Source organism: Microbispora sp. CA-135349 (genome assembly GCF_050947365.1).
In the GTDB taxonomy this organism is placed as follows: Bacteria; Actinomycetota; Actinomycetes; order Streptosporangiales; family Streptosporangiaceae; genus Microbispora.
The window spans coordinates 4,281,615-4,300,655 of record NZ_CP192001.1 but is presented as its reverse complement, the minus strand read 5'-3'; the positions used below and the strand labels follow the sequence as shown (position 1 = coordinate 4,300,655).

20 protein-coding genes are annotated in these 19,041 nt (G+C 72.5%); 10 read left to right on the top strand and 10 right to left on the bottom strand.

All coding sequences use genetic code 11. The features are described 5' to 3' along the window. The first annotated feature begins 12 nt into the window (after positions 1 to 12). From ACQPZZ_RS20140 to ACQPZZ_RS20130, 3 genes are all read left to right on the top strand, one after another. Positions 13 to 999 (top strand): aldo/keto reductase, encoded by a 987-nt coding sequence (locus ACQPZZ_RS20140; protein ID WP_432934214.1) that lies wholly within the window; start codon positions 13 to 15, stop codon positions 997 to 999. A gap of 112 nt (positions 1,000 to 1,111) precedes the next feature. Further along, positions 1,112 to 2,539 (top strand): adenylosuccinate lyase, encoded by a 1,428-nt coding sequence (gene purB / locus ACQPZZ_RS20135; RefSeq protein WP_432934212.1) that lies wholly within the window; start codon positions 1,112 to 1,114, stop codon positions 2,537 to 2,539. Positions 2,540 to 2,547: 8 nt separating this feature from the next. Next, positions 2,548 to 3,297: a GNAT family N-acetyltransferase gene (locus tag ACQPZZ_RS20130; protein WP_432934210.1), complete on the top strand. Its 750-nt coding sequence runs from the start codon at positions 2,548 to 2,550 to the stop codon at positions 3,295 to 3,297. A 76-nt stretch (positions 3,298 to 3,373) separates the two neighbouring features. On the opposite strand, the gene ACQPZZ_RS20125 is transcribed toward ACQPZZ_RS20130, so the two are convergent. Together ACQPZZ_RS20125 and ACQPZZ_RS20120 are read right to left on the bottom strand one after the other, a co-directional pair. Continuing rightward, on the bottom strand, positions 3,374 to 4,204 hold the full coding sequence (locus ACQPZZ_RS20125; RefSeq protein ID WP_432934208.1) for an HAD family hydrolase: 831 nt from the start codon (positions 4,202 to 4,204) through the stop codon (positions 3,374 to 3,376). Positions 4,205 to 4,327: 123 nt separating this feature from the next. After that, positions 4,328 to 5,086, bottom strand: coding sequence for a MerR family transcriptional regulator (locus ACQPZZ_RS20120; RefSeq protein WP_432934206.1), 759 nt, complete (start codon positions 5,084 to 5,086; stop codon positions 4,328 to 4,330). A 246-nt stretch (positions 5,087 to 5,332) separates the two neighbouring features. Between ACQPZZ_RS20120 and ACQPZZ_RS20115 the strand changes: the two genes are divergently transcribed. Further along, the gene (locus tag ACQPZZ_RS20115; RefSeq protein ID WP_432934204.1) at positions 5,333 to 6,808 is read left to right on the top strand and encodes a pectinesterase family protein; all 1,476 of its coding nucleotides are present in this window, start codon (positions 5,333 to 5,335) and stop codon (positions 6,806 to 6,808) included. Between the two features lie 189 nt (positions 6,809 to 6,997). Here the strand turns inward: ACQPZZ_RS20115 and ACQPZZ_RS20110 are convergent, their stop codons facing one another. Further along, the gene (locus tag ACQPZZ_RS20110; protein ID WP_432934202.1) at positions 6,998 to 7,561 is read right to left on the bottom strand and encodes a TetR/AcrR family transcriptional regulator; all 564 of its coding nucleotides are present in this window, start codon (positions 7,559 to 7,561) and stop codon (positions 6,998 to 7,000) included. A 77-nt stretch (positions 7,562 to 7,638) separates the two neighbouring features. On the opposite strand from ACQPZZ_RS20110, the gene ACQPZZ_RS20105 reads away from it, so the two are divergent. The 3 genes from ACQPZZ_RS20105 (at position 7,639) to ACQPZZ_RS20095 (ending at position 10,431) form a co-directional block, all read left to right on the top strand. Next, positions 7,639 to 8,910, top strand: a complete 1,272-nt coding sequence (locus ACQPZZ_RS20105; protein ID WP_432934200.1) for a CynX/NimT family MFS transporter — start codon at positions 7,639 to 7,641, stop codon at positions 8,908 to 8,910. Between the two features lie 88 nt (positions 8,911 to 8,998). Further along, positions 8,999 to 9,865 (top strand): MerR family transcriptional regulator, encoded by an 867-nt coding sequence (locus ACQPZZ_RS20100; protein ID WP_432934198.1) that lies wholly within the window; start codon positions 8,999 to 9,001, stop codon positions 9,863 to 9,865. Further along, positions 9,862 to 10,431, top strand: a complete 570-nt coding sequence (locus tag ACQPZZ_RS20095; protein ID WP_432934197.1) for a hypothetical protein — start codon at positions 9,862 to 9,864, stop codon at positions 10,429 to 10,431. The genes ACQPZZ_RS20100 and ACQPZZ_RS20095 overlap by 4 nt, the downstream gene beginning before the upstream one ends. 65 nt (positions 10,432 to 10,496) lie before the next feature. Here the strand turns inward: ACQPZZ_RS20095 and ACQPZZ_RS20090 are convergent, their stop codons facing one another. From ACQPZZ_RS20090 to ACQPZZ_RS20070, 5 genes are all read right to left on the bottom strand, one after another. Beyond that, positions 10,497 to 11,477, bottom strand: a complete 981-nt coding sequence (locus ACQPZZ_RS20090) for a sterol desaturase family protein (RefSeq protein ID WP_432934195.1) — start codon at positions 11,475 to 11,477, stop codon at positions 10,497 to 10,499. A gap of 58 nt (positions 11,478 to 11,535) precedes the next feature. After that, positions 11,536 to 12,384 (bottom strand): helix-turn-helix domain-containing protein, encoded by an 849-nt coding sequence (locus tag ACQPZZ_RS20085; RefSeq protein WP_432934193.1) that lies wholly within the window; start codon positions 12,382 to 12,384, stop codon positions 11,536 to 11,538. 11 nt (positions 12,385 to 12,395) lie between these two features. Next, positions 12,396 to 13,481 carry a tyrosine-type recombinase/integrase gene (locus ACQPZZ_RS20080; protein ID WP_432934191.1) on the bottom strand — a complete coding sequence of 362 codons (1,086 nt, stop codon included), beginning with the start codon at positions 13,479 to 13,481 and terminating at the stop codon, positions 12,396 to 12,398. Positions 13,482 to 13,533: 52 nt separating this feature from the next. Continuing rightward, positions 13,534 to 14,001, bottom strand: a complete 468-nt coding sequence (locus ACQPZZ_RS20075; RefSeq protein ID WP_432934189.1) for a ribosomal protein L7/L12 — start codon at positions 13,999 to 14,001, stop codon at positions 13,534 to 13,536. Between the two features lie 97 nt (positions 14,002 to 14,098). Beyond that, positions 14,099 to 15,049 carry a DUF2218 domain-containing protein gene (locus tag ACQPZZ_RS20070; protein ID WP_432934187.1) on the bottom strand — a complete coding sequence of 317 codons (951 nt, stop codon included), beginning with the start codon at positions 15,047 to 15,049 and terminating at the stop codon, positions 14,099 to 14,101. A 116-nt stretch (positions 15,050 to 15,165) separates the two neighbouring features. On the opposite strand from ACQPZZ_RS20070, the gene ACQPZZ_RS20065 reads away from it, so the two are divergent. Further along, positions 15,166 to 15,765: an ArsR/SmtB family transcription factor gene (locus ACQPZZ_RS20065; RefSeq protein ID WP_432934185.1), complete on the top strand. Its 600-nt coding sequence runs from the start codon at positions 15,166 to 15,168 to the stop codon at positions 15,763 to 15,765. On the opposite strand, the gene ACQPZZ_RS20060 is transcribed toward ACQPZZ_RS20065, so the two are convergent. Then, entirely contained in the window at positions 15,693 to 16,505 is an 813-nt protein-coding gene (locus tag ACQPZZ_RS20060; protein WP_432934183.1) for a phosphotransferase enzyme family protein, read from the bottom strand. The genes ACQPZZ_RS20065 and ACQPZZ_RS20060 overlap by 73 nt on opposite strands. A 178-nt stretch (positions 16,506 to 16,683) precedes the next feature. On the opposite strand from ACQPZZ_RS20060, the gene ACQPZZ_RS20055 reads away from it, so the two are divergent. After that, a complete protein-coding gene (locus tag ACQPZZ_RS20055) occupies positions 16,684 to 16,824 on the top strand; it encodes a hypothetical protein (protein ID WP_432934181.1) in 141 nt (46 codons plus the stop codon). A gap of 15 nt (positions 16,825 to 16,839) precedes the next feature. Here the strand turns inward: ACQPZZ_RS20055 and ACQPZZ_RS20050 are convergent, their stop codons facing one another. Further along, positions 16,840 to 17,724 carry a LysR family transcriptional regulator gene (locus tag ACQPZZ_RS20050; protein ID WP_432934179.1) on the bottom strand — a complete coding sequence of 295 codons (885 nt, stop codon included), beginning with the start codon at positions 17,722 to 17,724 and terminating at the stop codon, positions 16,840 to 16,842. An 80-nt stretch (positions 17,725 to 17,804) separates the two neighbouring features. Here ACQPZZ_RS20050 and ACQPZZ_RS20045 point away from each other — a divergent pair, with 80 nt between their 5' ends. Then, positions 17,805 to 19,013, top strand: a complete 1,209-nt coding sequence (locus ACQPZZ_RS20045) for an MFS transporter (RefSeq protein WP_432934178.1) — start codon at positions 17,805 to 17,807, stop codon at positions 19,011 to 19,013. The last annotated feature ends 28 nt before the right edge of the window (positions 19,014 to 19,041 follow it).

Here is a 19,041-nt window from a genome sequence, read left to right as displayed (position 1 = left end):
CAGGAGGAACGCATGAGCGGCGAGTCAGGCCAGGAGCGGATCACGACCCGGCGGCTGTGGCCCGGCGGGCCGGAGGTGGGGGCGATCGGGCTCGGCTGCATGGGGATGACGTGGGCCTACGGCGCGGCCACCGACGCCGAGGATCCCCGTGAGGTCATCGGCCGGGCGCTGGACCTGGGCGTGAACGTCCTCGACACCGCCGACGTGTACGGGCCCTTCACCAACGAGGAGACCGTCGGCAGGGCCATCGCCCGGCGGCGCGACGAGGTCGTGCTCGCCACCAAGGGCGGCAACGTCGCGCGGGTCGGCGATGACGGCGTCCCCGCCCTTCCCCACCCGGACGGACGCCCCGAGCACCTGCGCGCGGCCCTCGACGCCTCCCTCCGGCGGCTGGGCGTCGACCACGTCGACCTGTACTACCTGCACCGCCCGGACCCGCGGGTGCCGGTCGAGGAGAGCATCGGCGCCATGGCCGAGATGGTGGCCGCGGGCAAGGCGCTGGCCCTCGGGGTCTCGGAGTTCAGCCTGGAGCAGCTCGACCGGGCCCAGGCCGTCCATCCCATCAAGGCCGTGCAGTCGGAGCTGTCCCTGTGGACCAGGGACCACCTGGCCACCTCCGTGGAGTGGTGCGCCCGCCACGAGGCCGCCTTCGTGGCCTACTCCCCGCTCGGCCGCGGCTTCCTGACCGGCCGGTTCCGCGAGGCGAGGTTCGCCCCGGACGACTATCGCTCGCACAACCCCCGCTTCCAGGAGGAGAACCTGAAGGCCAACCTGGCCATCGTGGACACGGTGGAGCACGTCGCCGCCCGGCACCGGGCCACCGCGGCCCAGGTAGCCCTCGCATGGACGCTGGCACAGGGCGAGCACATCGTGCCGATACCCGGCAGCAGGCGCCGCTCGCGGGTCGAGGAGAACGCGGCGGCGACACGCCTGCGGCTCACCCCGGACGATCTCGCCGAACTCGACGCCGTGCCCGCGCCGGCCGGTAGCCGGTACTGACGCGTGGGCGTGCGGGCCCGGGCCGGCAAGTGGTCGCGCTGAGACGCCCTGGTGAGCCCTGCCCGGCACCTGGGGACGGGCGGCGGGTGCGCGCTCAATAGACTGGGCCAACGTGAATGCCAAGCCGCGTATCCCGAATGTCCTGGCCGCCCGTTACGCCTCCCCGGAGCTGGCCCGCCTGTGGTCTCCCGAGCACAAGGTGGTGCTGGAGCGCCGGCTCTGGCTCGCCGTGCTGAAGGCCCAGGCCGACCTCGGGATCGAGGTGCCCGAGCAGGCGATCGCCGACTACGAGAAGGTCGCCGAGCAGGTCGACCTGGCCTCCATCGCCGAGCGGGAGAAGGTCACCCGCCACGACGTGAAGGCCCGCATCGAGGAGTTCAACGCCCTGGCCGGGCACGAGCACGTCCACAAGGGCATGACCTCCCGAGACCTGACCGAGAACGTCGAGCAGCTGCAGATCCGCGACAGCCTGCTGCTGGTGCGCGGCCGGGTCGTGGCGCTGCTGGCCCGGCTGGGCCGGCTGGCCGCAGAGCACTCCCCGACCGTCATGGCGGGCCGCTCGCACAACGTCGCCGCGCAGGCGACGACGCTCGGCAAGCGCTTCGCGACCGCGGCCGACGAGCTGCTGGTGGCCTACGCGCGGCTGGAGGATCTGCTGGAGCGCTACCCGCTGCGCGGGATCAAGGGCCCGGTCGGCACCGCGCAGGACATGCTCGACCTGCTCGGCGGCTCCGACCGGCTGGCCGCGCTGGAGGACCGCGTCGCCGCGCACCTGGGATTCGCCCGCCGCTTCACCAGCGTCGGCCAGGTCTATCCCCGCTCGCTCGACTACGACGTGCTGACCGCGCTGGTGCAGCTGGCCGCCGCCCCGTCCTCCCTGGCCAAGACCATCCGCCTGATGGCCGGGCACGAGCTGGTCACCGAGGGCTTCAAGGAGGGCCAGGTCGGCTCGTCGGCGATGCCGCACAAGATGAACACCCGCTCCTGCGAGCGGGTCAACGGCCTCACCGTGATCCTGCGCGGGTACGCCTCCATGGCCGGGGAGCTCGCCGGCGACCAGTGGAACGAGGGCGACGTGTCCTGCTCCGTCGTCCGCCGGGTGGCCCTGCCCGACGCGTTCTTCGCCTTCGACGGCCTGGTGGAGACCATGCTGACCGTGCTGGACGAGTTCGGCGCGTTCCCGGCCGTCATCGAGGCCGAGCTGGGCCGCTACCTGCCGTTCCTCGCCACGACCAAGATGCTCATGGCGGCGGTGCGGGCCGGTGTCGGCCGCGAGACCGCCCACGAGATCATCAAGGAGCACGCGGTGGCCTCGGCGCTGGCCATGCGCTCGCGCGGCGCCGGCAACGAGCTGCTCGACCGGCTGGCCGCCGACGAACGTTTCCCGCTCGGCCGGGCCGAGCTCGACGCGCTGCTGGCCGACCGGGCCTCCTTCGCCGGCGCGGCCGCCGGTCAGGTGGAGGCCGTGACCGCGCGGATCGGGGAGATCACCGCGCGGCATCCCGGGGACGCCGCCTACGTCGCGGGCGCGATCCTGTAGGGACACGCGTGCGTGAGCTGGTGAGCGAGGCCGAGGTCGTCGCCGCCTCGGGAGACGACGACCTCGTCGTGTGGGCGGCGCAGGGCATGCGTCCCGGCGTACGCGCCTGGGCCTACGGGGACGCGGTGGCGGTGGCCAGCCCCGAGGCGGCCCGGCGGGACCGCCTTGCGGTCAGGGGCGAGGCCGCCCGGGTCGTCCCGCTGCTGCGGCACGCCCTGGCCGAGGCCGGGCCGTCGTACCGGCCCTTCGGCGACGCCGCGCTGATCGAACAGGTCGTCGAGGCCGTGCCGGAGCTGGAGCTCGCGGGTCGCTTCTCCTGGATGGGCACCGAGAAGCTCGCCCCGCCCCGCGAGCGGGCCGGGGGCCGGGAGCGGCCTCCCGCCTGGCTGGCGGACTCCGCCGCCGGCGAGGTGGCCGATCTGCTCGCCGCCGCCAGCCCCGGCTCCTACGCCGTGCCGGGCCTGCCGCGCGTGCACCGCTGGGCCGGTGTCCGCGACGGTTGCGGCGCCCTGCTGGCGGTCGCGGCCGACGCGTGGCCGGCGCCGACGGTGGGCCTGCTCGCCGGCGTCGCGACCGCTTCGCCGGCGCGGGGACGCGGGCTGGGGGAGCGGGTGTGCCGGTTCGTGGCCTCCGCGCTGCTGGCCGAGCACGGCCGCGTGGCGCTGATGGTGGACGACTGGAACGCGGCCGCCGTCGTCGTCTACGAGCGGCTCGGCTTCGCCCGCCGCCGCGTCGCCGCCGCCGGTCTGCGCGCCTGACCGCTCACGCCCGCGGCCGTGAGGGATGTGCCGGCTGCTCGGGCTCACGGCGGCGTGTGCCCTCACCACGGCGAGGTCACCCGAGCGGCACAGGCACCGCGATCCCGCCCATGGCCGTCCGGGTGACCGTCGCGAACGCGGCTGTTTCCCGGCCGGTCGCGGCTTCGGGCGTACGGCGCCGTGGCCGGCCGGACCCGCGCGAGTTCACCGCGTCCAGCGCGCCGGGCAGGTCCCGCAACGTGGTGATCCTCGGTACGGCGGGGGAGGAGGGGGCGGGCTCCGCGCGGTACCGGTCGAGCCACACGCCGTGCATTCCCGCCCGGGTGGGGGCGACCGCGTCGAGCAGGAGGTTGTCGCCCACCATGAGCACCTCGCCGGGAGGCAGGCCCAGCGTCGCCGCCGCCCGCCGGTAGCACTCGGGGTCGGGCTTGAACGCGCCGAGCGCCTCGGGCGTCAAGACCACCTCCACACGGTCGATCAGCCCGATCCGGCGCAGTTTGGCCTCCTGCTGCGCCGCCGTGCCGTTGGTGAGCACGGCCGGCACGGGCGCGTCGTCGAGAAGCGCCAGCGCCTCCAGCGTCTCGTGTACGTCGGGGAAGGCGGCCCAGGCCGACTCGTAGTGGGTCAGGAACCCGGCGAACGCCAGGTCCGGGTCGGCCGGCGCCGGCAGGCCGAGCCGCCGGCAGAACTCCCGCAGCCGCCTGCGCCGCTGCTCGGCGAACGAGCACTCCCCGGCGTGCCAGGCCGGCAGGTGCTTGTCCTCCAGATCCAGCCACAGCGCCGGCGCCTCCGGCAGCAGCTCGTGCCCGGGGCAGACCGACTCGGTCCAGCGGGTCGCCGCGTGCGCGACCGCCCGGCGATGATCGAAGAGGGTCTCGTCGAGGTCGAACAGAATGGCCCTGATCACGAGTCCTCATCTTGACCCGGACGTGTTTCCGCCGCGTTTCCAGGCTGTGAAGGTGCCAGGAATGACCGGGAGGGGAACAGCCACCGGTGGCACCGGCACCGCCCGCAGGACACGCCGTACCGGTCAGGCGTGCCGAGCCGCGTTGGCGTGGACCGCGTCGCGGACGTACCGGCTCAGCCCCTCGGCGACCCGCTCGTAGTTGTCCGCGAAGCGAGGGTCGCTCACGTACATCTCCCCGAGGCCCTTGTGGATCTCGTAGGTGCAGTCGTAGAACCAGCGGGTGATGTGCGCGCGGTGCCGCTCGGCCACGTCCGTCGCCCGCTCGCCGTCCGCGGGGGCCCCTTCGGTGAAGGCCGCCGCGAACGCCTGCAGCACCTCCTCGGCCTCCGCGGTGATGGCCCGCCAGTCGTCCTTGGTGTAGCGGGCCGTCCGGCGGCGGCTCTGCTCGAACGCGTCGGTGCCGCCCCAGCGTTCCTCCGCCTCCTCGGCGTACCGGTCGGGGTCGAAGTCGCCGAACACCTCGAACCGCTCCTCGGGTGTGAGGGAAATGCCCATTTTTCTCGCCTCCATCGCGCGTTGGACCGCCGCGGCCATCTCCTCCAGCCGGCCGATCCTGCGCCGCAGCAGCTCGTGCTGGTGACGCAGGTGGGTCATCGGATCGGCGCCCGGATCGTCGAGGATGGCGGCGATCTCCTCCAGGGAGAACCCGAGCTCCCGGTAGAACAGCACCTGCTGCAGCCGTTCGAGGTCCGGCTCTGTGTAGCGCCGGTATCCGGCCGCCGACCGCTCGCCGGGCGTCAGCAGCCCGATCTCGTCGTAGTGGTGCAGCGTCCGCACGGTGATCCCCGCGAAGCGGGCGACCTGGCCGACCGAGTAGCCCATGGGCTCTCCTCCCTTCCTGGTCCAAGCCTGCGGTCTCACGCCGCGTGAGGGTCAAGCGGGTGGCCCGCGATGAAAGTTTCGCACCGGGCCCGGCCGGTCGATCAGCGGCGACGCGACACCGTTAGTTGAGGCGATTGACTTATTCGGAGCAGTTCGCATACGGTGCGGTGGCTCTCGCGCCGACGCCGGTCCTTCCGGCGCGAGCCGTGGTCCTCCCGTTCGCGCAGCGCGTCCGAAGGAGTGCAGATGCCTGTCACACCCCCCAGCAACGCCTCGAGTCCGCCTCGGATCCGCCGCCGGCCGGCCCGGCGTGCCGCCGGTGGGGCGGCCGTCCTCGCCGCCGCGCCGCTGGCGGCGGTCGCGTTGTCCTCCGTCCCCGCGCAGGCGGCCGTGCCCTCGGCCGGGGGGACGTACCAGATCAGCGTCACCAAGAGCGGCATGTGCCTGGACGTGGTGTCCGGCTCCACGAGCAACGGCGCGCTGGTGCAGCAATGGGGCTGTTCCGGCGCCGCCTGGCAGCACTTCACGCTCAGATCCGCCGGATCCGGCGTTTACACCATTGTGAACGCTAACAGCGGCCTGTGCCTCGACGTCCCGGGCGGCTCCACCGCCTCTGGGGTGCAACTGCAGCAGTGGGGCTGCGCCAACCAGACCAACCAGCAGTGGCGCCTGGTCGCCTCAGGCTCCGGCACCTACCAGATCGTCAGCGTGGCCAGCGGGCTGTGCGTGAGCGACAAGGGCGCCTCCACCTCCTCCGGCGCCGCGGTCATCCAGGAGACCTGCACCGCCAACACCAACAAGCAGTGGCTGTTCACCCCCGCCGGCACGCAGGGCGCCGCCACCGTGGCCGCCGACGGCACCGGCAGGTACCGCACGGTCCAGGCCGCGATCGACGCCGTGCCGGCGAACAACGGCGGCCGCGTGGTCATCACCATCAAGCCCGGCACGTATCGGGAGATCGTCACCATCCCGGCCAACAAGCCGTACATCACCCTGCAGGGCCTCGGCGCGTCGGCCTCGGACGTCGTGATCGTCAACAACCACTACGCCGGGGGGAACGGCGGCACCTTCAACAGCGCCACCGCGTTCGTGAACGGCCACGACTTCACCGCCACCAACCTGACGATCTCCAACGACCACGTCGAGAGCTCGTCCGTCGACGGCCAGCAGGCCGTCGCGCTGAACCTCAACGCCGACCGGGCGGTCCTGTCGAACGTGCGGCTGCTCGGCGACCAGGACACGTTCCTGGTCAACGCCTCCGCCCGCGCCTACATGACCGGCTCCTACGTGGAGGGCACCGTCGACTTCATCTTCGGCGACGGCACCATCGTGATCGACAACTGCGACATCTACGAGAAGCGCGCCAGCGGGGCCCCGATCACCGCCGCCAGGACGGACGCCGCCAAGACCTACGGCTTCCTCATCTACAGGTCGCGGATCTCCGGCGCCACCGCGGGCACCACACAGCTGGGCCGCCCGTGGGGCCCCAGCGCCCAGGTGCTCTACCGGGAGTCCACCCTCGGCTCCACCATCAAGACCTCCCAGCCCTGGACCGACATGTCCGGCAACTCCTGGAAGAACGCCCGCTTCTTCGAATACAGGAACACCGGCGCGGGCGCCGGCACCAACGGCAACCGGCCGCAGATGAGCGACTCCCAGGCGGCGAACTACACCCCGCAGAAGTACCTGGCCGGATCCGACGGCTGGAACCCTGCCCCCTGACCGCTGCCGGCTGATCCCTGCCCCCTGCCCCCTGGCCCCTGCCTCCTGGGAACGGACCCGCGCCGCACCACGCTCCGGGCCGCCGCCGCACCGACGGCGGCGGCCCGCGCCGGCCTCCGTTCCCGGGCAGGCGGCCCTGTCCCCGGCGTTGGCAGGCCCGCGCTCCCCTCCCACCTGACCTTCGCCTGATCAGCGGGAACGCAGTCCGTCGAGCGCGACCTCGATGTATCGCCGCCAGTCGCCCGCGGCGTTGCGGATGACCGCCGCCAGGCCGCAGATGACCATGTTGACGTCCTCGGTCGTCACCTCCTGCCGGACCGCGCCGCTCGCCCGCGCCCGGTCGATCAGCTCGGCGGCGATGGCCAGCAGCGCCTCGCGGGTCTCTTCCCGCGGCTCGCTCGAGCCCATGGCCTTCTCGACGACCTCCGACATGCCGCGGTCGTCCGCGAGCACCTCGCCCATGTGGTGCAGGAAACGGGCCAGGCCCTCGGCCGGATCGCCGGCGCCGGTGAGCCGGCGTGCGGTGGCGATGATCTCCACGGCCCGGTGCTCGGCGACGGCCTCGATCAGGGCCTCCCTGGTCGGGAACTTGCGGTAGAGGGTCCCCACGCCGACGCCCGCCGCCCGGGCGACCTCCGACATCTGCACGTCGTGACCGGACGCGGCGAACAGTGCGCGAGCCGCCTCGAGGACGCGATCGCGGTTGCGCTCGGCGTCGGTACGCGTCCTGCGGCGGGCCGGCGGAGTTGACATCTCAAACGATCCTCTGCCTAGACTTCGGGGCGGAATCCGGATTCCTTATTCCGTATTATGTCAGAGAGGTCGACGCCATGTCGAAGGAGCGTTCCGTCCTGGTTTCCCCCGATGAGAAGCGGCCGCCAGGGCGTTCCGGCCGGGCGCTACTGGTGTGGGGACTGCTGGTGGTGGCGGCCAACCTGCGGCCGAGCCTGACCGCCGTCGGGCCGTTGCTGGATCGCGTGCAGGCCGATCTGGGGCTGACTCCGGCGGTGGCGGGCCTGCTGAGCACGCTGCCCCTGCTGGCGTTCGCGGTGATATCGCCGCTGGTCCCGCGGCTGGCGGCCCGGTGGGGACCCGAGCGGCTCCTCTGGGGTGCGCTCATGGTGCTGACCCTCGGGATCGCCATCCGGTGGGCGCCGTCGGCGATCGGCCTGTTCTCGGGAACCGTGCTGATCGGGGCGGGAATCGCGGTGGGCAACGTGCTGCTGCCGAGCCTGATCAAGCGCGACTTCCCCACCAGAGTGGGCCTGCTGACCAGCGCGTACGCCACCGTGATGGGGGCCGTCGCCGCGGTCGCCTCCGGGGTCGCGGTACCGATGAGCCAGGTCGTCCCCGGCGGCTGGCCCACCGCGCTGGGGTGCTGGATCCTGCCCGCGCTGGCGGCCGTGGTGCTGTGGCTTCCGCAGTCGCGTACGGCGAGGCCGGCCCCGCGGGCGATCCGCGGACACCGGTTGCCGCTGGGATCGGCGCTGGCGTGGGCGGTCACGGCGTTCATGGGATTGCAGTCGCTGGGTTTCTATGTCGTCGTCACGTGGTTGCCCCAGGTGTTCCAGGACGCCGGGGTGAGCGCGGCAGCGGCGGGATGGCTGCTGTTCGTGTTCCAGGCGGTCGCGGTGGCGACCAGCCTGGCGGTGCCCGCCGCGCTGCGGTGGGCACGTGACCAACGCGCGGTGGCCACCGTGAGCTCGGCCGTCCTGCTCGCCGGATACCTCGGCCTTCTGGCGGCGCCCGGGTGGGCGTTGCTGTGGAGCGTCGTCCTCGGCCTGGGCGGCGGAGCGTGCCTGGTGCTCGCGTTGGCGTTCCTCAGCCTGCGCGCCCAGGACGCGACCGTGGCGGGCGCGTTGTCGGCGATGGCCCAGTCGATCGGTTACCTGCTCGCCGCCGCGGGACCGGTGGTTTTCGGGCTGCTGCACACCATCACCGACGGCTGGCAGGCGCCGATCATCGTGATGTGTGCCGCCGCGGCCGGACAGGTGATCGTCGCCATGGTGGCCGGCCGGGGCACGGTGCCGCCGGCCGACGGCCGGGCACCCGGGCGCGCCTCCTCACCGGCACCGGATCGCGCCCCTTCCCCCGGACAGTGACGCGTCGTCGTCTTCGGTATGCCGCCGAGCGCAGGCACGCCGGATCGCCGTCCCTCGCGGGATGGACTCTCCCACGGAGGGAGAGGCCATGCTGGGGCACGTGAACGACGACCTTCTGTCGATCGGGCAGTTCGCCCGCCTCGCCCGGCTCAGCGTCAAGCAACTGCGCCACTACGCCACGCTCGGCCTGCTCGAACCCGCCTGGATCGACCCCGCCAGCGGCTACCGCTACTACCGGGCCGCCCAGGCCCGCGACGCGCTCGTCATCGGCCTGCTGCGGTCCCTCGACGTCCCCCTGCCCGTCGTCGCGGCCGTCCTGTCCGCCGGCGGGGTGACCGGCCAGGACACGGGGAGACAGGACCCCGGGGGAGACGGCAGCGGGGGAGAGGGCACCGCGGCCGCCGCGCTCGCCCGGGTGAAAGACGACCTGGAGGCCGAACTCGCCCGCCGCAGGCGCACCCTCAAGACCCTCGAACACATCCTCGCCGCCGGCCTGCCCGGCGCCGAGGTCACCGTCGTCACCGAACCCCCGCGCCCCGCGGTCGTCGTCCACGACCTGGCCGCCACCCCCGACGACATCGGCCGCGCCACCTCCGCCTGCGTCGCCCGCCTGATGGGCGCCGCGTCCGGCGCGATCCCGCTCCACCTCGTCGGCCTGTTCCCGCTCGACTATGGCGAGTCCGTCCCCGTCGCCGTGGCGCTCACCGGCACCGGCCTCCCGCACGTGCCGGGCGCCCGGCCCGACATCCTGCCGGGCGGCACCTTCGCCACCGCCGCCCACGTCGGCCCCTACGACCAGATCGCGCTCACCGCCCACGCCCTGCTCGCCTGGTGCGCCGAACGCGGGCACGCCCCCACCGGCCCCCTCCGGGAGGCCTACGTCTCCGACCCCGCGACCACCCCGCCCGAGCGGCTGATCACCCACCTGATGATCCGGCTGGAGGACGAAGAATGAACCACCTGACCGATTGGTATTCGGCCGCCGACACCCCCGAGCTCGCCGAGTTCGGCCCCGTCACGGGGCTCGGCGTCACCGGACGCGGCGCCCCCGGAGGATCGGCGCACCTCGCCGCGATCACCGCGCTGTACGCCGTGGCAGGACCCCTGACCGGCCTCGCCGGAGGACTGCCCATGCCCGTGCTCGAAGGCCGCTGGTGGGTCGAGGACACCACCCGCCACCCCCTCGATGTCCCCAGGGACGAGTGGCACTGGCACCTGTTCCTCCGCCTGCCCGCCGGCCTCGACCCCGCCCTCGCCGAACAGGCCCGCGAGGCCGCCCGCCCCACGCCCGGCGTCGGCGCCGTCCAGCTCGTCACCTTCACCGACGGGCGGTGCGTCCAGATGACCCACCACGGACCCTTCGCCGAGGAGCCGAAGTCGCTCACGCTCATGGAGGAGTTCATGCACGCCCACGGCCTCGTCCCGGCCGGCCTGCACCACGAGCTCTATCTCACCGGCGTCCAGGAGGCCGACTCCGCGGACGTGCGCACGATCCTGCGCCAGCCCGTACGCCCCGCCTGAGCGGCCCGGCTCGACGATCCCGCGCAACGACGCGGCCGGGGGAGTGCCACGAAAGACGGCGGGCGTCAGTGAAGCGCGGGCGCCCGCCGCCCCGTGCCTGCCTGCCCTGTGCCTGCCTGCCCCGTGCCTCCCTGCCCCGGGGCGGCATGGCAGGCGCCGGACGCCCTGAACGGCTCGGCCAGCTGGGCCAGATACGCGCTCGGATAGTGGGGCTTGGCCGCCATGCCGAGCAGCTCTGAGGTGAAGCGGCGCCCGGGGTCGTAGGAGTAGGTGCCGAGCAGATGGTCCCAGACCAAGGTGAACAACCCGAAGTTGACGTCACCGACGCCCGCCCACTTCAGGTGATGGAAGCGGTGCCCCTCGTTGAGCGCCAGGACATACCTGAGCGGGCCGACGCGATAGTCGGCGTTGGAGTGCTGCAGCAACAGCTGGACCGCCACAGCCAGGGCCAAAACCGAGGCGACCCGGACGGGCAGGCCGATCAGCAGCAGCGGAACGACCCCCGCGGCCATCTCCATCGTCTGGTGCACCGGGTGCTTCATCAGGCCGTTCAGGCCGTAGAAGCGTGTCACGGAGTGATGCACGGCGTGGAAACGCCACAACGCGCCGACCTTGTGGCTGCCGTAGTGAAACAGGGTGATCCCGGCATCGGCGACCACCACAGCCAGCAGCACCTGCACCACGAACGGCCAGCCGCCCGGCCACAACCCCGCGGCGGGGACGACGGCGGCCAGCAGCGGGATGACCGCGACACCGACCAGGATCAGGCTCTCGTTGACCAGGCCATGCGCGACATCACGCCCGGCATCGCCACGAGAGGTGTTCCAGCCGGTCTCATACGGCACGATGCGCTCGGCGCAGAACGACACGCCGACGGCGGCCGGCAGCAGGACGAACAGCCACAGCTCGGCGGCACCGGCGGAGGCCAGCGCGACGGCCGCGCCGTTGACGCCGAGCAGCATCAGCGGGACATAGCCGTAACGCACGGCACCCCGTACGGCGGCGCGCGCGGTAACGGCGAAAGCAGTGAAGACAGGAACGGACATGCCCATCACTGTGGCGGCGCGGCACCGCTCGCGGCTTGAACGGATCCGCTGAAGCCCTTCACCGGCCCCCGCGACCGGCGGACCTCCAGTGCGCGGCGGCAACGGCGTGGCTGGGGGTGATGCCGAACATGGCCCGGCAGGTGCGGGTCAGATGGGCGCTGTCGGCGAACCCGGCCGCGTGCGCGGCCTCCGTCAGGCCGGCGCCGTCGCGGACCGCCTCGATGGCGTGCAGAAGCCGCGCCCAGCGCCGCCACGCCGGATAGGGCAGCTGCAGATGCTCGGCGAACAGATGACCCAGGCGGCTGGCCGACACCCCCACCCGAGCCGCCAGCTCACTCAGCAGCAGCGGTCCGCTGATCAGCTGCGGAATCAGGTCCAGGGCACGCACGAGCACCGCGGGCAGCTCACCCGGCCCGGCCCCGGGCACCTCGTCGTCCATCGCCGCCCCGAACGGCTCGCCCACAACCGGCTCGGCGGCACCGCGCCACGTGCCCACGGCCTGCGGATCGCCGCCGCCCGATCGGACGCGGGCCATGGCCGCACGCCCCGCGCGGCCCGCCGGATCCAGGTAAGCCAGCAGGCCGTGCGCGCCCGGACCGGCCAGCAGCTCGTGCCGGACCCCGGTGGGGATGATCGCGGCCTCCACCTGCCGCTGCCGCCGCCCGCTGCCGTCGACCAGCTCCACGTTCCCCTCGGTGACCAGCAGCACCTGCACCGCGGCGTGCGCGTGCGGCTCCGCGGTGCCGATCGCGCCGGTGAAGGCGAGCAGACCCGGCGCGGCGCTGACGCTCCCCGCCCACCGCGCGCCGAATGCGCCACCCGCCCACCGCGCGCCGAATGCGCCACCCGCCCACCGCGCGCCGAATGCGCCACCTGCCCACCGCGCGCCGGAAGGCCACTCACCCATCAGCGCGACGCTCAGGGCGTGTCCGGCCCGGCCTGGCCGCGCCGGCGGCGCAGCAGCGGATGCGACCCCATCGCGATCTCCAGCTCTCCGGGCAGGTCGTCCCGGTAACGGCCCAGCGTCGACAGATCACTGTGTCCCAGTACCCGTCGTACCGCGTCCATGTCCGTGCCGTCCGCCAGCAGATGCGTCGCCGTCGTGTGCCGCAACCCGTGCGGCGTCACCGCCCGCCGCTGCCCGGGATCCACCCGCCGCTGCACCCGGTCGATGACCGCCTGCACATCGCCCCGCGCCAGCCGCCTGCCCCGCCACGACAGCAACAGCGCCTTCTCGCCGTTCCCGCCCGGCCGGACCGCCAGGTAAGCGTCGAACGCCGCGGCCACGGCATCGGGCAGCGGAACGTCACGGGTCCGCCCGCCCTTGCCGAAGATCCGCCAATAGCGCACCCCGTCGTTGGTGTAGAAGTCCTCCACGTTGGCCCGCACCAGCTCCGACACCCGGGGGCCCACCGTGGTCAGCAGCAGCACCACCAGCGCGTCACGCACCTCGGTCCGCTGGTCCGCCCGGCGGCGGCGGCGCCCCACGCCGGAACCCGCCGGCTCCGCCTCCGGAGGCGGCCCAGAGGGGGAGCCGGCCGCCTCGATCAGGCCTTCGGCCTGCTCCCGCGTCAGCGCCCGCCGCTCCGGCCGCAGCCCGCCCCGCTCCCGCGCCCGCACCGACGAGGCCGCCATCGGATCCAGATGCACCCACCCCGCCGACGTCGCGTGCCGGAACAACGCCGACACCGACCGGCGGAACCTCGCCTGCGACGCCGCGCTCTGTCCCGCGCCTTTCCCCGTGCCCTTCCCCCGCTCGTCGCTCTTTCTGCGCTCGTCCGGCTTGCGCGCGAAGGCCAGCAGCACCGCGTCCACATCCTCGCCGGTCAGGTCGTCCAGCACCCGGTCCGGCCCGGCCAGCCGTACGAACGTGGCCACGTCACGCGCGTACACCTCGGCCGTGGCGGGCGACAGCCCCCCGGTCAGCGTCTTGGCCCGGACCAGCTCCACGTAGCGGTCCGCGGCCTCCTGCACGGTCACCCTGTTCACCTGTGCGGGCAGCATGATCGACACCGTACCGAGCCGCACCGACAACCGGCACCCGGAGGGCGGCCTCCTACGCCTCGCCGCCCTCCGCGTCGACGGCGTCGATCGCGTCGACGAACCGCTCGGCCTCCGACTGGCCCATGCCCGTCTCGCCGCGCACCAGGAACACCGCCTGCTCGCCGCGTCCGGCCGCCTTCAGCTCCCGCACCCGCGACGCCAGATCCGGCCGCGCGTGGCCCGGGGCCACCGGCAGCGGCCGCCCCGACGCCAGGGCCTCGGACAGGTCCTTGGCCTCCTTCAGACCCAGCCCGGTCTGCTCGCGGATCAGCTTGATCGCCTCGATCTTCTTGCCCTCGGCGTACAGCTCCCGCACCCGGTGCTGCAGATCGGCCGACACCGGCGGCAGCAGCCCGGGGCTGCGCCACGCGAGCGGCCCGGCGGGGCGGGCGCCGGCCCGCACGGCCGCGAGTGCCACACCGAGAAGCGCGATCACGATGACGGCGAGGATCAATACCTCGACCATGCCCAAGCCGAACATGTGATGATCGTAAACCCCGCCCCACGGAACAGTCAGCCCTTCCGGCTAGGGTGAACGACAGACGTGATCGCCGGCCGGGTGACCCGGCGCCTGCCGGTCAGCCCACCCGCCGGGCGACGGTGACGCCGTCACGCACCGGCAGCATCACCGACTCCACCCGCTCGTCCTGCGCGATCGTCTCGTTCAGGCGGCGGACGGCCACCTGCGCCTCCCCCTGGAAGGCCGGGTCGAACACACGCCCACCCTGGAACACGTTGTCGAGCACGACCAGGCCGCCCGGGCTCAGCCGCGTCACCACCTCCTCGTAGTAGTCCGGATAGCTCTCCTTGTCGGCGTCGATGAACGCGAAACCGATGACCGGCTCGGCCGGAAGCGCACGCAGCGTCTCCAGCGCCGGCCCGATCCGCAGGTCGATACGACCGGCCACACCCGCCCGCTCCCAGTAGTTCCTGGCGATCGACGTCCACTCCGTGCTCACGTCGCACGCCAGCAGGCGCCCGTCCGGCGGCAGCCCCCGGGCGATGCAGATCGAGGAGTAACCGGTGAACACCCCCACCTCCACCGCCAGGCGGGCGCCCGACATCCGCACCAGCATCGTCAGCAGCGCGCCCTCGTCGTGAGAGATCTGCATCCCGGCCGCGCCGCCCGTCTCCTCCCGCGTCCTGACCACCAGATCCCGCAGCACCTCGTCCGGCGGGGAGCAGTGCGTGAGCAGGTAGTCGTCCACGACGGGGGACAGGTCCCACACCGCGTCGCCCCCGACGGGCGGCGACCAGTCGACCACGAGCTCCTCCTGGGTGGCGAACCGCAGCAGGTGACGGGTCACGACGTCCCGCACGCCGGTCAGCGACTCCTCGCCGCCGGCGGTCGCGATCATTTCGAATCCGCCGGCGCACGGCCGCAGCACGCAGCGCCCGGCCCCCAGCTCGATCACCGCCCGTCCGTCGCCGCCGAGCACGGCCTCCACCTTGTGGCCCATGTGCGATACGAGCTGCCTGATGTAGCGCTCGGGCCTGTCGGTGACGACGCGCGCCGTCGAATGAGGCATCGGCTTCCTCCACGTGAGGCATCAAGCGTCGAGAATGCTCGACGCTTCTGGTCCGGCGATTGTGCTGTCCCGCCCACCCGTTTGTCAAAGCGTCGACCATCCTCGACACTTTCTCCGTGACCGACGAGACGACGACGGGGGAGCGCCCCTCAACGCCCCCGCACGACCCCGACCTTCTGGAGCTACGTACCCCCGCCCAGTTCAAGGCCCTCGGCCACCCCGTCCGCCACCGCATCGTCAACCTTCTCCGCCAGCGCCCCGCGACACTGGGGGAGCTGGCCACGGCACTGCGGGCCGCCAAAGGCACCGTCGGCTACCACATCCGAGTCCTGCGCGAAGCGGGCATCGTCCACCTCGCCGGCACCCGGCACGTACGCGGCGGCACCGAACAGACCCTCGCCCTGGTCAGCCGGGGCTTCCGCCTGCACGAGGAGGCCACCGCAGGCCCCGGTTTCCTCATCAGAGCCGCCCTCGACGAGATGCTGCCCGCCCGGCCGGGCCAGGCCGAGCACACCCTGCTGAACCACCTGTGGCTCACCCAGGACGAGGCCCGCGCCCTCATCACCAAGCTTCGCGCCCTGCTGCCCCCTCCCGGCGGCACCCCGTCCTCCGCGGGCGAGCCGTACGGGCTGCTGCTCTCGCTCTATCCCGCCGACATCCCCACCCTGCCGTCCCGCCCCTCCGGCGAGAGCGCCTCCAGGAACAGCCCCTCATGACGGGCCATATGCGCGCTGTCGGTGAAATACAGCAGATCGTGCCCCTCCGCGACATGAGCGGCGAACGCCTCGTGACCCGCCGCGGCCTCGGCACGCATGTGGGCCACCAGATGCTCCAGCCGGGCCCGCGCGGTCTCCACCAGCACCTCCCGGTCCTCCGCCACGAGCCCGTAGGCGTCGGCGAACACCCGCAGCCGCCGCGCCTGCTCCTCCACTCCCGGAGCGCTCCCGTCCCGGCCGGGATCATGCATCGGCACGAACCGGTAGGCGGCATACGCCACATCCCACACCCGCGGCCCCGGATGCGCGGTGTCGAAGTCGATGAACGCCACCGGCCGCCCCTCCCGGAACACACAGTTGTACGGCGCCACGTCACCATGGCAGACGACCTCCGCCGGAGCCCGCGCGGGGAAGTACCACCCGGCGTCCTCCGCGGGCGCGAAGCCCACCGTCGCGTCGTGGTAGTCCCGCAGCAGCGTCCCCACGGCGACCAGCGCCTCATCCGCCGTCACGTACGACGGCAGGGGATAGTCCGGCACCTCACCCGGGACGAAATCCAGGACCTCCCGGCCCTCGCCGTCACACCCGTGAGCTCTCGGCGCGCCGCCGAACCCCACCGCCGCCAGATGGCCGAGCAGGGCGTGCACCACCGGCGTCCACCGGCGGGCCGGCCGGCGCACCGTGCCTCCCACCCGGACGACGCGGTTGACCCCGCCCCCGGTCAGCTCCTCTTCGTCCATCCCAAGATCGTAGGCGTGATCACAGCAGACCCCGGCGCGGCCCCGGCTCCCACCCACAGCTCGCCGGGGGAGAAGGCGTGACCCCCCGGCACGCGACCCGCGGGCGTCACGGCCCGGGAGGTCGCCGTGCTCGTCGGACCGCAGACGTCGGGCAAGTCCACCTTCTAGCCGCGCCCGGGTGCCCGAAGTCGGCATCCTCGCCACGGTGGAACGCCTGCGCCGCCCACGCCCGCAGGACGGGTTCGACGCGGTCCACACGGTGACCTTCGACGGCCGGGGCGGCTTCACCGTACGAGACGAGGACGACCACGGCCGGTGAGGAACGCCGCGCGGCTCAACCGGGAGACGCCTCCGCCCGATCGGCGCCGATCAGCTCCAGGAAGGCCAGCGCCGCCGGGGACGGCCGGTTGTCCCAGATCAGGTGCTCCACCCGGGTGGGAGCATCGCGAAGACGAATGACACGCAGGTCGGGAAAGCGCGGCGCGAACGCGGCCGGCAGCATGCCGACGCCGAGGCCCTGCCGTACCAGGTCGACCATGAGTTCGGCCGACGACACCTCGAAGGGCACGTCACGCCGCACCCCCACCGCGGCGAAGGCCTCGTCGGACTGTGCCCGCCCGGCCGCTCCAGCGCGGAAGTCGATGAACGGCTCGTCCGCCAGACTCCGCAGATCCACCTCGGTCTCCGTCCGGTGATAACCGGGCGCGACCACGGCGACCAGCTCACCTCCGCCGAGGCGGCGACTCTGCACGCCCTTGGGTTCCATCCGGGGCGGCAGGCCGAGAAACGCGACGTCGACGCCGCCCTGCCGGACCCGCTCGATCAAGCTTTCGCTGCCCGCCGAGGTGAGCGTGATGTGCACCCGCGGATAGCGCCGGCGGTAGTCCCTCAGGGCGACCGGAAGGTCGACGGCCGCCAGGGTGGGGATGGCCCCGACGGCGAGCCGCCCCAGGATCTCCCCGCCGACGGCCGCCACCTCGGCCCGCGCCCGGTCCGCGGCCTCCAGACACTCCCGGGCCGCGGGCAGGAACGCCTCCCCGGCCGGTGTCAGGCGTACGCGGCGGCTCGTGCGCTCGAACAGCCGTGCGCCCAGCTCCCGCTCCAGAGCGGCGATCTGATGACTGAGCGCCGACTGCACCACCCGGCAGCGCTCGGCCGCACGGGTGAAGTTGCTGGTCTCCGCGACCGCGACGACATACCTCAGCTGCTGCAGTTCCACCCGACAATCATGCATCACGATAGATAGCAATGAAAATTATGTGTTGGACTCATAGATCGATGCTCGCGCACCCTTGAACCATGACGGAAACCACGCACTCGCCCCTGAAACCATGGCTCGGCGTCGCAGCGATCACAGCCAGCCTCTTCGTCTTCCTCACGACCGAGCTCATGCCCGTCGGCCTGCTGACCCCGGTGAGCACCAGCCTGCACATATCCGTGGGCATCGCCGGGCTGATGGTCACGCTCTACGGCGTCTCGGCCGGACTCGGCGTGCCCTTCATCGTCGCCTGGACCAGGCGCGTCAACCGGCGCGTCCTGCTGTCCACGCTCCTGGCGATATTGACCCTGGGAAACGTGATCACCGCCATCTCGCCGAACTATCCCCTGGTCCTGGCAACGCGGCTCATCATGGGATTCGCCAACGGGGTGTTCTGGGCCATCGGCGTGAGCATGGCGATGCGCCTGGTCCCCGAACGTCACGCCAGCAGGGCGGCCGCGACCGTCATGTCCGGCATCTCGGTCGCCGCGGTCGTGGGCATGCCGCTGGGAACAATCCTGGAAAGCCTCACCAGCTGGCGAACCACGTTCCTCATCTGGGCCGGCCTCGGAGCGCTGGTGTTCCTCGCGGTCGTCGCCGTCATCCCGTCGCTGCCGTCGACGAACGCCGTCTCGGTGCGCGAAGTCTTCAGCCTCCCGCTGAAGAACGTGCCCCTGCGTCTGGTGCTGTTCACCGTCATCCTCTTCGTCCTCGGCCACTTCGGCACGTACACGTTCGTGCGCCCCTACCTTGAGCAGAGCGCATCCGCCGCGCCCTTCTTCATCACCGTGGTGCTGATGGTCTACGGCGCCGGAGGCGCGGCCGGGAACTTCATCGCCGGATACACGGCCAACAGGAACCTGAGGGGCAGCTTCATCGTCGGCTGCGCCGGCCTCGTGATGTCCATGCTGTTCCTGCTCACGATCGCCGGCGGACAGGCCGGTTCGATCGTCACGCTGATCCTCTGGGGAGCGTCCTTCGGCGTCGTCCAGCTGTGCCAGGTCAACATGACGCAGGCCGCCGCGCCCGACACCTTCGAAGCCGCGATGTCGCTCAACACGATGGCGTACAACACCTCCATCGCCCTCGGAGCGCTGTTCGGCGGACAGTTCGTCGACCACCTGGGCGTCACGAGCGTCGTCTGGTACGGCCTGGCGCTCACGGGGGCTTCGCTGCTCCTCACACTCGCCACCCGCCGGAAGACCACACGCACCGTCCCCGACGACGCGCTGGCACTCGCCCGCGGTTGAGCGCGTCCTCCGACTTCCTGATGAGGTG